Source organism: Xanthomonas translucens pv. cerealis (assembly GCF_006838285.1).
GTDB classification, from domain to species: Bacteria; Pseudomonadota; Gammaproteobacteria; order Xanthomonadales; family Xanthomonadaceae; genus Xanthomonas_A; species Xanthomonas_A cerealis.
In genome coordinates, this window is the sequence record NZ_CP038228.1 from 2,733,733 (window position 1) to 2,745,393 (window position 11,661).

General features: G+C 67.3%; 8 protein-coding genes. 3 read left to right on the top strand and 5 right to left on the bottom strand.

The features are described 5' to 3' along the window. Positions 1-113 precede the first annotated feature (113 nt). Complete coding sequence (locus tag E4A48_RS11920; protein ID WP_142742492.1) at positions 114-1,010, bottom strand: DnaJ C-terminal domain-containing protein; 897 nt, start codon at positions 1,008-1,010, stop codon at positions 114-116. 136 nt (positions 1,011-1,146) lie between these two features. Next, a complete protein-coding gene (locus tag E4A48_RS11925) occupies positions 1,147-1,614 on the bottom strand; it encodes an Hsp20/alpha crystallin family protein (protein ID WP_039007290.1) in 468 nt (155 codons plus the stop codon). Positions 1,615-1,783: 169 nt separating this feature from the next. Between E4A48_RS11925 and E4A48_RS11930 the strand changes: the two genes are divergently transcribed. Together E4A48_RS11930 and E4A48_RS11935 are read left to right on the top strand one after the other, a co-directional pair. Then, positions 1,784-2,266, top strand: coding sequence for a peroxiredoxin (locus E4A48_RS11930; RefSeq protein ID WP_039007291.1), 483 nt, complete (start codon positions 1,784-1,786; stop codon positions 2,264-2,266). A gap of 35 nt (positions 2,267-2,301) precedes the next feature. Further along, a complete protein-coding gene (locus tag E4A48_RS11935; RefSeq protein ID WP_142742493.1) occupies positions 2,302-2,877 on the top strand; it encodes a ferritin-like domain-containing protein in 576 nt (191 codons plus the stop codon). 631 nt (positions 2,878-3,508) lie between these two features. On the opposite strand, the gene pbpC is transcribed toward E4A48_RS11935, so the two are convergent. Further along, positions 3,509-5,932, bottom strand: coding sequence for a penicillin-binding protein 1C (gene pbpC / locus E4A48_RS11940; protein WP_142742494.1), 2,424 nt, complete (start codon positions 5,930-5,932; stop codon positions 3,509-3,511). Positions 5,933-6,554: 622 nt separating this feature from the next. On the opposite strand from pbpC, the gene xopAF reads away from it, so the two are divergent. Then, entirely contained in the window at positions 6,555-7,205 is a 651-nt protein-coding gene (gene xopAF / locus E4A48_RS11945; protein ID WP_185910654.1) for a XopAF/AvrXv3 family type III secretion system effector, read from the top strand. Positions 7,206-7,531: 326 nt separating this feature from the next. Here xopAF and E4A48_RS11950 read toward each other — a convergent pair whose 3' ends face one another. Then, entirely contained in the window at positions 7,532-8,476 is a 945-nt protein-coding gene (locus tag E4A48_RS11950) for a glycerophosphodiester phosphodiesterase family protein (RefSeq protein WP_039007297.1), read from the bottom strand. 29 nt (positions 8,477-8,505) lie between these two features. Continuing rightward, positions 8,506-11,406, bottom strand: coding sequence for a TonB-dependent receptor (locus tag E4A48_RS11955; protein WP_039007300.1), 2,901 nt, complete (start codon positions 11,404-11,406; stop codon positions 8,506-8,508). Between the last annotated feature and the right edge of the window lie 255 nt (positions 11,407-11,661).

The following is an 11,661-nucleotide window of genomic DNA, read 5'->3' on the forward strand; positions in this document are numbered from 1 at the left end:
ACCACTTCTTTGCAGAAAAAGCGGCCTTTTTGCAACTCCGAAGCAAGCAGAAATGCGGCGCACTTGCGAAGACCACCGGGTCCCGGATCCCCGGTCCCTGGTCCCGGCTCCTCTCAGACCACCTCACCGAACGCCTTGGCCAACCCCCGATACGCCTTGCGCTGCGCCTCGGTTTCCGGCGCCGGCGCCAGCACTTCCAGTTCCACAATCTGGTCGCCTGCCGGGGTACCCGGCAGGCCGCGGCCGCGCAGGCGCAGCTTGCGCCCGGCATCGGACTCCGGCGGGATCTTCAGTTCCACCGCACCGCCCAGGGTCGGCACGCTGATGCTGGTGCCCAGCGCCGCCTGCCACGGCGTCACCGGCAGGGTGTACAGGATGTTGAGCCCGTCCACCTCGAACTGCGGGTGCGCGGCGTATTCGATCTCCAGCAGCAGGTTGCTGCCGCCGTTGCCCTGCCCGCTCAGCCGAATCACCTGGCCGGGGCGCACGCCCTTGGGCACGCGCACGTCCAGCTGGCGGCCATTGATGGTGATGCGCACGCTGTCGCCGCTGTGCACAGCCTCCAGCGGCACCGCCAGCTTGGCGCGGGTGTCGCCGCGCGGCGCCGCGCCCGCGCCCGCGCCGGGACCGGCGCCGACGCCGCCCTGGCGCGCGCGCTGCTGACGCGCGAACAAGCTCTCGAAGAAATCGCTGAAACCGCCGCCGGCGCCGCCGTTGCCGAACACTTCCTCGAAGTCGTAGCCCTGCGCACCACCGTAGTTGGGCGGGGCCTGGAACTCTTCGCCGGGCCGGTAGCCCTGCGCGCGCAGTTGGTCGTAGGCGGCGCGCTTGGGCGGATCGCGCAGCGCCTCGTAGGCCTCGTTGATGGCCTTGAACTTGTCCTCGGCGCCGGCCTCCTTGCTGACGTCGGGATGGTATTTGCGCGCCAGCCTCCGGTAGGCGGTCTTGATCTCGGCGTCGCCCGCGCTGGGCTCCACACCCAGGGTCGCGTAGTAATCCTTGAATTCCATCCATCACCTCAAAAAGAGTCGGCCCGCCGCCTTGCGGCAACGGGCCGGTTGCATGCTGCGCACCATCGCCCGGCCATTCTACTGGCCGGCCGCGAAGGCGCGGCGACGCCGCGGCGTCGCCGGCGCGTGGTCGCGCTTACTGCACGATCGTGGCCCCGGTGTCGACCTGGATCCGGCGCGGCGTGCTCGCCGGGCGCTTGGGGATGCGCACTTCCAGCACGCCATGGTAGCCGGTGGCGGAAATGTTGTCGGGATCGGCGCTGTCCGGCAGCGCGAAGCGGCGGTGGAAGCTGCCGTAGCGGCGCTCGATGCGCGAGAAGCGCTCGCTGTCGGCGGCGGACTCGTTCTTGCGCTCGCCACTGATCGACAGGATGCCCTTGTCCATCGACACCTCGATCTCGGACGGGTCGATGCCTGGCAGGTCGGCGTACAGCACGAAACGCTCGGCCTCTTCCTTGATGTCCACGCGCGGCACCCACTGCGCGGTGACGACGGCCGACTCGTCGGTGCCGCCATTGGGGTCGAAGAAGCGGTCGAACACCTGCTTGATCTCGTTCTGGAAGGCGGACTGGGCCGGCAACGGGCGATAACGGACGATGCTCATCTCGTAGTCTCCTGCAACGTGAATGGGATGAACCCTGACGGGTGGTTCGCGGCGCCGGGCCAGGCCCGCCGCCATGCCTGCCAGATAGGAATGGGCCTGCGCTTTTCAAGGGCCTTGACGCTGCCTTCCCATTCCGATTTCTAGACTCGATTCATCCAAGGAGCCCGACATGCCCATCCAGCCCGGCGAACGCATTCCCGAAGTGGTCCTGCAACGCATCCGCGAGGGCGTGGAACAGGTGGACACGCGCAGCCTGTTCGACGGCCGCAACGCGCTGTTGTTCGCAGTACCCGGCGCGTTCACCCCGACCTGTTCGGAGAAGCACCTGCCCGGCTACGTCGAGCACTTCGAGGAATTCCGCAAACGCGGCATCGAGGTGTACTGCATGGCGGTCAACGACCCGTTCGTGATGCAGGCATGGGGCACCAGCCAGCTGGTACCCGATGGCCTGCAGATGCTGTCCGACGGCAACGGCGAACTGGCAAAGGCGCTGGGCCTGGAAATGGACGCCAGCAGCTACGGCATGGGCGTGCGTGCGCGGCGCTTCGCGCTATACGCCGAGGACGGCGTGGTGCGTGCGCTGTTCGTCGAGGCGCCGGGCGAATTCAAGGTCTCCGCCGCCGACTACGTGCTGCAGCATCTTCCCGACTGATCTCCCTTCGCACATCACACAGGAACCGGCCAGCCATGTCCAACAAGCCAGCCAACGACGCCAAGCCGCTGCAGCACACCGCCGGCCTCACCGATACCGCCACGCTGCGCGCCAACGCGCGCCAGAGCATCGAAGACGGCGCGATCACCAAGAGCTACAGCGCCGACCGCGAGGCGGTAATCAAGATGCTCAACGATGCGCTCGCCACCGAATACGTGTGCGTGCTGCGTTACTACCGCCACTACTTCATGGCCTCGGGCATGCTCGCCGACGCGATCAAGGGCGAGTTCCTGGAGCACGCGCAGCAGGAGCAGGAGCATGCGCACAAGCTGGCCGAACGCATCGTGCAGCTGGGCGGCGAGCCGGACCTCAATCCCGACACGCTGACCGCGCGTTCGCACGCCGAGTACAAGGAAGGCGAAGACCTGCGCGACATGGTCAAGGAGAACCTGATCGCCGAGCGCATCGCCATCGACAGCTATCGCGAGATGATCCATTTCGTCGGCGACAAGGACACCACCACCAAGCGCATCCTGGAGCAGATCCTGGCCCAGGAAGAAGAGCATGCCGACGAGTTCTCCGACCTGCTGGAAGGGTGGATCGGGAAGTAGGTCGCGCGATCGCCCGCATCGGCATCCAGCGCCCGGCACCTGCCGGGCGCTTTTTTTGTGGCAATCGCGACGGGGAGTTGGAACAAGGATCGGACGAGCCGGGCGCCCGCTCCCTGTAGGAGCGGCTTCAGCCGCGACAGGGTGCATCCGCAAGGCTTGTCGCGGCTGAAGCCGCCTACACGGCCTGCGGATCGCCTGCTGGGTGCACTGTAGGAGCAACTTCAGCCGCGACAACGTCCGAAGCCGCAAAGCCCGCCGCTGCGCTCGTCGCGACTGAAGTCGCTCCCACGAGGATTCCACCGGCACCTTGCAGCTGCGAGGCCCCTTGTGGGAGGGACTTCAGTCCCGACTGCATGCAGGTTGGGAACATTCACCACTGCGCTCGTCGCGGCTGAAGACAGTTGCTCCTACAAGGGCATGCCTCTTCGCGCGTTTTCCTGGTTCGCAAGAAGAGCGCGACAGCATGTCGGCGCACGCTCGCAGCCCTCGCCTTTCGCAGGCACTGGAGCAGTATTGTGGGAGCGACTTCCGTCGCGACGGAAGTCGCTCCCACAACACGCCTTCGACTGTAAGCAGCACAGTCGAATGTTCCATATCCCGCGTCGCGCGCGGGATCCGCGCGCAAGCGTACTCAATGCAACACCCGGAACCGCACCTGCGTCCAGGCACCATTGCTGGCCAGTGCAGTCAGGGTATGGTCGCCAGCATCGGCGAAATCGCGCTGGAAGTTACGCGCACCCTCGGTGCGGGCGATCCAGCGCCCATCCAGCAACCAGTCCACCGCCGCGGTGGTGCCTAGCGCACGCACCTGCAGCCGCACGCTGAGGCTGCCTGGCGCGCGCGCCAGCGTGGCGCGGTCGTTGAGTCCTTCGATGCGCAGCACGTCGTTGCCGCCGCGGCCGTCGTCGCGGCAGTCCGGCGCCAGCGCGGGCAGTTGTCCGGCCTGGCGCTCGCTGCCGTGCAGCCATGGGGTCAGCAGCGCCGGCCAGCGCGCGAGTTCGCGCTGCACTGCCTGGTGCGGCCGCGCGCAATCGGGCGACAGGCGCAGGCCGCTGCGCGCATCCACCTGCACCGTGTCGCGGCCGGCGCTCCATAGCCGCGCGTCGCGCTCGGCGAAGGTCGGCGGCACCGCACCGTCCAGTGCGTAGGCGGAGAAGCGCCGCTGGCACAGCGCGGGCGGGGTCTGTTCGGCGGCGATGCCCAGCGGCCAGCACACGTCCAGCTGCTGCACGTTGCCCGGCATCGGCCGCGGCGCGTTGTCGCCGCGCGCGCGCGGCAGGCTGTCGATGGTCTCGAACATCAGCGGCAGCGCGGTCACCGCGCCGTACTGGCCAGGCAGCGGGGTGCCGTCCGGGCGCCCGACCCACACCCCGACCGTGTAACGGCGGGTGCTACCGATCGCCCAGGCGTCGCGATAGCCATAGCTTGTGCCGGTCTTCCATGCCACCCGCGGGCGCGTGCCGACATCGAAGGTGCCGATGCCGTAGCCGGGGCGCGGATTGGCCTGGAGAATCTCGCGCACGATCCACGCCGCGCCGGGCGACATCAGTCGCCGCTCGATGACCTCGTCGGTGGCGGTGTAGCGCACGTGCCCGGCGATGCCGTCGCGGTTCAGTGCGGCAAAGGCGCCGACCAGCTGTTCCAGCTGCGCGCCGGTGCCGCCGAGGATCAAGGCCAGATTCGGGGTACTGCCGCGCGGAAACTTCAGGCCGATGCCGGCATTGTTCAGGCGTGCGGCGAAACGCGCCGGCCCGACCCGATCGAGCAGGTCCACCGCCGGCACGTTCAGCGACAGGCGCAAGGCGCTGGCGGCGCCGACCGGGCCGTTGAAGGCTTCGTCGAAGTTGCCCGGACGATAGTCGCCGAAACTCTGCGGCGCATCCACCAGCAGGCTTTCGGAATGGATCAGGCCATCGTCCAGGGCCATGCCGTACAGGAACGGCTTGAGCGTGGAGCCGGGCGAGCGCCAGGCCTGGACCATGTCCACGTCGCCGAGCCGCTTACGGTCGCCGAACGTCACCGAGCCGATGTAGGCGCGCGCCTGCAGGTCGCGGTTGTCCACCACCAGCAACGCCGCGGAGGTGCGCTCGGGCAGCTGCGAGAAATACGCGCTGACCCGATCCTCCAGGGTGCGCTGCAGGTCGGCGTCGAGGGTGGAGACGATGTGCGCGGCGTGCGGCGATTGCCGGCGCAGGCGTTCTGCCAGCAGCGCGGCATGCATCGGCGCCTGCAGCGAGCGCGCCACCACCGGCTCGATGCGCGCGTCGTCGACCTGCGCACGCGGCCACACCTGCAGTTCGACCATGCGCTCGAGCACCTTGTCGCGCGCGGCGCGCGCGGCTTGCGGATGCCGGTCCGGACGTAGCCGGCTCGGTGCCTGCGGCAGCACCGCCAGCAGCGCCGCTTCGGCCTGCGACAAGCGCGCGGCCGGTTTGCCCAGGTAGGCCCAGCTCGCCGCGTCCACGCCCTCGATGGTGCCGCCGTAGGGCGCGCGCTCCAGGTACAGCTGCAGGATCTGGCGCTTGCTCAGGTGCGCTTCCAGCTGCAGTGCGCGCAGCAGCTGCTGCAGCTTGCCCAGCGGCGTGCGCGTGCTGACCTCGTCCGGCATCAGGATCCGCGCTACCTGCATGGTCAGGGTGGAACCGCCGGAGACGATGCGGCGCGAAAACAGCCACTGCTTGCCGGCGCGCAGCAGCGCCCACGGGTTGACCCCGGGGTGACGCCAGAACCAGCGGTCCTCGTAGTTCAGCAGCGCCTGCAGGTATAGCGGCGACACGCTCTGCGGCGTGGCCGGGTAGCGCCACACGCCGTTGCCGTCGGCAAAGGCGCGCAGCGGGGTGCCGTCGGCGGCGACCACCAGGGTGGAGGTATCGCGCGATTTCGGCAGCGGCAGCGGAAATGCAAGGTCCAGCAGCAACAGCGTGGCCAGCAGCGCCGCCGTACCCCAGCGCGGCAGGCGCCATAGCAGGCGGCCCCAGGGCGGGCGCGACAGCAGGCGCTTCCAGCGCCGGGTGCGCCGCGCGCGGGGCGTGGCGGCGGATACGTCCTGTGACATGCGGGCTCCCGATGGAAGCGGCTATTTTGCCTGTTGCGACCGCATCGGCGTATCCGCGCTGTGCACACGCAGCGGCCGTGCTGCCCACCTGGCCGCTGCGCAGTCGTTTTGTTGGTCGCTGCAAACCCAATCGCGATGCGCGGCTGGGGCATGGCAGCAACCACTGCCTGGCAGCCAACGCAACCCAGCTGGAACGCCGTGCCGGCCCCACTGATCCACACAGACAATCAGCAGTAAGACGAGCGGGCGCAGCTTGATCTTTGTTGCTGTTTCCGATGCCTGGTGCCCTTCGCAAAACTACACGGGAATTCTGAATTTCCGAACATTGAGACATGTGACGCACTATCGTGTACCACACCAAAAAAACCTGCCCACGAGACCGACGATGGGAAACTGCTATTCGGGCACTTCCAGAATGCACAGCGGCAGGTACGCCGCGAGCTACTCACCTTATCCGGAGTACGCGTCTGCGTCTTACCCGCAGTACGCGTCTCCGTCGCCTTCGACGGAACATTTGCCGGCGTCGCCTCCGCTGATGGAGCCAGCGGCGCCGGAAGGCCTGGACCGTGCCCCACGCAAGGTGTCGCACCATCGCCTGGATCGCGAAGGCGAGTGCCTGACCATGGTGTCGGCCGATGCCTATCAGGCGGCACGACGGCGTAAGCGCACTGCGATCAAAGACCGGGAGCCTACGGTGTTTCCCTGCATTCTGGTCGGCGATGCCGATGCCGATGCCGATGCCGCACAACCTGGCACGATCGAGATCGACAACTCCACCGTTGTGAAAGTGGCGGGCTTCAACTACCTGGTCCGCAACGACGCCAGCACCAGCCACCTCTACAGCACGGGAACAAGCAAGCCCAACACGCCGGTCGTGACCGCTGATATGGGTTCGTGTATCGCTGTCGCCTGCGCTGCGGAAAAGATCGACCGCGACACGGGCGCTCGCCTGCCAGGGGCCAAGGCGCGCGTCTTTCATCTGTTGCCGTTCGCTGGGCAGGGGATGGCGCCGCACAAGGTGAAGGCATCACTGCGGCGCTATGTGCGGAACACGGAGGAGCAAGACTTGACGCTGCGCGTTGCCATGCATGGCGGCGAACGTGATAACGCCGCTTCGATAGACACGGCAAATCAGCTGCGCGCGCTATTCCAGAAAGCGCACATCCCGGTGGAATTCGATCAAACCTGCGAAAAACGCACAGACAACACGCCATTGGGCGCCGTCATCCTGGAAGATCATTCAGTGCAGTTCTTCACGCATATCGTTGCCTGATGCGTCGCGCAGTGAGGCACCTTGCGGGCGAGCCGAACGACCAAGGTCGCATGAAGAAAGCAGGAAACGCGAGAGCCGAAAGCGGCAAGCGCCTTCGGCAATAGCGGAAGACGCTTGCTGGCTGGCGGCTAGCGACGCCGACGACGCCAGAACCAACGACCCGGCGACGTCGCGATACCCATGACACCGGGCAAGCTGCATGCAACCCGGTACACCTCCATACGCCATTGGAACATCTGCGCATCGCACCGGCCTGGCGCGGCCGCCGTGTCCGCAGGCGGACGACCGGCGACCGATTCCGGACAGTTGCGCAGCGAACCGCGCGCTCAATGCTTCTCGAGCGAGGCGCGGTAGCGCAGCAGCGCTTCGGGTTCGTCGGTCTGGAACGCGCCGATGCCGGCGCGGTGCAGACGCCCCCACACCGCATCAGGATCGCGCAACGCATCGGCGTCGCCGCCATAGCCGACCACGAAACCATCCCACAACGTGTTGACCAGTAGCCGCACGTGCTGCTGCTTGGCCAGCGCGGCCAGCGCCGGCAACTGCTCGGCGCGCATCCGCGGCAGTTCGATCGCGACCGGAAGCACCTTGCCGCCGATCTGGGTGCTCGCGGTCTGCAGCAGGTCGTCGCTGCCCGGCGGATTGAGCAGTACCGGGGTGAAGTTCACCTGGTCGAATGGCGGCAGCGACGCCAGCGACTGGCTGTGCACGCCGACCTCGGTCTTGAGCACCACTTGGCGCTGCATGCCCGCGCGCCGCACCGCGTCGGCCACTTCCGAGTAGATCGGCGCCTTGACGTCGAGATTGAGCATGATCCGGCCCTTGGCCGCGGCCAGCATCTGCTCCAGGGTCACTGGATGCTGGTCGGTGAGCGGCGCATCGGCGCCGCCCTCGTCGTCGCGCAGCCGCAACTGCGACAGCTGCGCCCAGGTCATCTCGGCGACTTTGCCGCTGCCGTCGGTGGTGCGTTCGACGGTGGCGTCGTGGAACATCACCAGGGTGCCATCGGCGGCGCGGCGGATGTCGGTTTCGAGCATGTCCACGCCCAGTGCCACGCAGCGCTCCAGGCCGGCCAGCGAGTTCTCCGGCGCATGGCCGGCGAAACCATGCTCAGGCGCCGGATTGTGGCAGCCGCGATGGGCGACGACGAAGATGCCGCCGGCGGGATCGGCCAGGCGCGCCTGGCTGACGGCACTGCCGGCGGGGGCTGCAGCGGCGGGACCGGCGAGGGCGCTGCCCAGCAACAGCAGCGGTAACAGGGAAGATTTCATGGAAGTGGCAATCCGCAGGTTTGAGAGGTTCAAAGGGAAGGCGTGAAGCGGATGCCGAACCAGTACGTGGTCGGCACCGAGTAGGTGTCCTTCAGCAGGTTCTCGCCCGGTCCGGTCACGCTGGTGATGCGGCTGTGGGTGACGTTGCTGACCTGGCCGACCACGCTGACCTGCTTGTTGATCGCATAGGTCGCCGACAGATCCAGCTGCGAGCGCGGCGCCCAGTACAGGTCCTGCCAGTCGATGTTGCTGACGATGCCGCGCAGCGCCTTGCCCTGGCGGTTGTAGGCCGCGCGCAGTTCCAGCCCGCCGACGTTGTAGAACAGCGAGGCGTTGGCGGTGTAGCCCGGCTGGCCGACCAGGCGATCGACGCTGCGCTCGCGCTGGCTCACGTTCGGCGCGGTGCCGACGCTATACGGCACGTCCATACCGCCGTCCAGCAAGGCCAGATTGGCGCTGGCGCCCAGCCCGGACAGTGCCGGCACGCCGGGCAGCAAGGTATTGAGCACCGCGCTCAGTTCCAGGCCGCGGATATGCGCATTGGAGGCATTGGCCGGGGTGCTGATCAGCACATTCGAATAGGTGGTGCCGTTGTAGCTGAACTGGTCGGTGCGCGACAGGGTGAAGATCTCGTCCTGGATGCGCTTGTTGAACACCGCCGCGGCCAGCATGCCGTCGAAATCGTCCGGCAGGCGCCATTCCAGCGACAGGTCCAGGTTGGTCGATACGCGCGGCTTGATGTCCGGATTGCCCACGGTCACGGTCACGCCCTGCGCATTGGGGTTGCCCATATCGGTGGTGTTGACGAAGCCGATCGAGGTGCGCGCGGCGTAGGCGTCGTACGGCGGGCGGCCGAGCGTGCGGCTGGCGCCGGCGCGCAGGTCGAGGCGGTCGCTGAGGTGGTAGGTCATGATCGCCGATGGCAGCAGGTTGGCGTAGTGCGAATCGGTCGGCGCGTCGACATAGACGTATTTGCCGCTGGCCGTATCCAGCTGGCGCTGGCGGCCGATGGTGGACTGGTCGGTGTTGTCGTAGTGCAGGCCGGCCTCCACGTTGAATGCCTCGGCACGGTAGCTGACCAGGCCGTAGGCGCCGAAGATATTTTCGGTGTGGCTGAAGTTGTCCTGGTTGCTGAAGGCCGACTGGTCGGTGCTGTTGAACGCGCTGCGCGGCGTGGACTGCAGCACACGCCGCGCCTTGTTCGGATCGATGGTGATCAGGTTCAGGCCGAGATAGCGCAGCGGCGCGTTCGAAGGCGCCAGCACGTCGGCGATGTTCAACGCCGGCGCGCTGCTGTTGGGCTGGTATTCGTCGCGGTAGATGTTGAACGACGGCTTGTCGGTGGTGTACGACAGGCCGGCGCCGAAGCCCAGGCCGAGGTCCTGCTCGCCCTGGTTGAAGGCGTAGTCCAGGCGCCCGGTGAGGATGCGGTCGCGCGCGCTGCGCTTGTAGTCCGGGCGCCAGTACAACAGGCTGTAGTTGTCGTAGTCGTAGTACGCCTGCGGCGCCACCGGGAAGCGCTGGTTCAGCGCCGAGGTGTCGTAGTTGAAGGCGTAGTTGGCGGTGGGATTGACGCTGACACCGGCGCCGGTCTGGCCGACCGGGACCGGCGCCGGGCGCGACGCGCCGGTGACGTACTTGAACATCTGGATCGGTTCGTCGTAGGTCGCATCCGACCACGAGCCGCGCGCGGACAGCACTTGGTGATCGTCCGGCCGCCATTCCATGCCGGCCTGGCCGAGCTTGGTGCGGGTGGTGGTGACCTGGTTGGAATAGCCGACCTCGATGTCGCCGGCCGGGTAACTGCCGGAGGTCGCGGTCTGGTTGACGACGCGGTTGCGGTTGCGCGGATCGATCAGCAGTTCGTTGCGCTGCATGTCGTCCTTGAAATAGTAGTAGCCCGCGGTGACGTAGGCCTGCAGGTCGGCGCTGGGGTGCGCCTCGAACTTGCCGGTCAGGCCGTAGCGGTCGCGCTTGTCCATCACGTACCAGTACTTGTCCTGCTGCGGCACCGCCCAGCCGTTGCCGAGGTTGCTGCCGCTCTGCAGCACGCCGTTGCCGTCGTAGAACCCGTAGTGCACCGTGTCGGTGGTCATATGGGTTTCGGTGTAGCTGCTCAGCGTCTGGTAGTTGCCCGACAGGGTCAGGCCGTACTGCCGGTCGCTGCCGAAAGTGGTGCTGCCGGTGGCGCCGAGGCGGTAGCCGGGATCGTCCTGGTCGCGCGGCTTGCCGACGTCGTTGGCATGGCCCAGCGAGGCTTCGCTGGTGAAGAACGGCTTGCCGCCGTTCTCGAACGCGCTGCGCGTGCGCAGGTTGATCGCACCGCCGGTGGCGTTGGGATCGAGATCCGGAGTGAAGGTCTTGACCACCTGCAACTCGCTGACCATCGAGGCCGGCAGGATGTCCAGGCGCACGCCGCGGGTGATCGAGCCGAGCGTGCCGTTCGGCGTGCCCGGCGAGGCCACGGTCAGGCCGTCGATGGTGACGTTGTTGTAGGACGGGCCGAGGCCGCGCAGCACCGGCGTGGCGGCCTCGTCGCGCGGATGTTCGTTGTCGGTCGCCGGCAGCACCGACAGGCCAGGGATGCGGCGCAGCGCTTCGACGATGGTGGTGTCCGGCAGCGCGCGCACGTCGGTGGAACTGATCACGTCGGTGATGTTGGTCGCCGCGCGCTTGCTCTCGATCGCCGCGGCATTGGCCTTGCGCACGCCGGTGACGACCACGCTGTCCATGGTCTTGGGCGCGCCGGCGTCGCCGGCAACGGCGGCCGAGGCGGCGCCGGCATCGGTATCGCCGGTGTCCGCAGGTGCTGCAGGCGCCGGCATCGGCTTGGCCGCCTGCTGCGCAAGGGCGGCCTGGCAACTGGCGGCGAGCATGCAGACCAGCAAGGCGCGCTGGTGGCGGGAGTGGCGGCGGTGCGATTGCGTCATTTCACGATCCCTGAAAAACTTCAAAAATGAAATTAATAACTTAAAAGTAGTTAATTTTATCCGGGGGTCTATGACAAACCCATGTCAGCGGGTGCCTGTTGTGCGCGACGCCGCATTCGCTCCGGGTCCGGCATTGACTACGACTACCGCGTTCGCAGCAGGGCGGGCGAGACGGCGATGCGCCGTTGCGCTGCCCAGGCGCGGCGATGGCAGGCGCCGCAGCGAGACGGCCGCTGTCTGGCCATCGAACCGCCG

What these genes read in the sequence shown, in the direction of transcription:
- pbpC (WP_142742494.1), bottom strand. Translation starts at nt 5,932, where the DNA reads ATGTCACAGGACGTATCCGCCGCCACGCCCCGCGCGCGGCGCACCCGG.
- E4A48_RS11950 (WP_039007297.1), bottom strand. Translation starts at nt 8,476, where the DNA reads ATGAAATCTTCCCTGTTACCGCTGCTGTTGCTGGGCAGCGCCCTCGCC.
- E4A48_RS11925 (WP_039007290.1), bottom strand. Translation starts at nt 1,614, where the DNA reads ATGAGCATCGTCCGTTATCGCCCGTTGCCGGCCCAGTCCGCCTTCCAG.
- E4A48_RS11935 (WP_142742493.1), top strand. Translation starts at nt 2,302, where the DNA reads ATGTCCAACAAGCCAGCCAACGACGCCAAGCCGCTGCAGCACACCGCC.
- E4A48_RS11955 (WP_039007300.1), bottom strand. Translation starts at nt 11,406, where the DNA reads ATGACGCAATCGCACCGCCGCCACTCCCGCCACCAGCGCGCCTTGCTG.
- E4A48_RS11930 (WP_039007291.1), top strand. Translation starts at nt 1,784, where the DNA reads ATGCCCATCCAGCCCGGCGAACGCATTCCCGAAGTGGTCCTGCAACGC.
- E4A48_RS11920 (WP_142742492.1), bottom strand. Translation starts at nt 1,010, where the DNA reads ATGGAATTCAAGGATTACTACGCGACCCTGGGTGTGGAGCCCAGCGCG.
- xopAF (WP_185910654.1), top strand. Translation starts at nt 6,555, where the DNA reads ATGGTGTCGGCCGATGCCTATCAGGCGGCACGACGGCGTAAGCGCACT.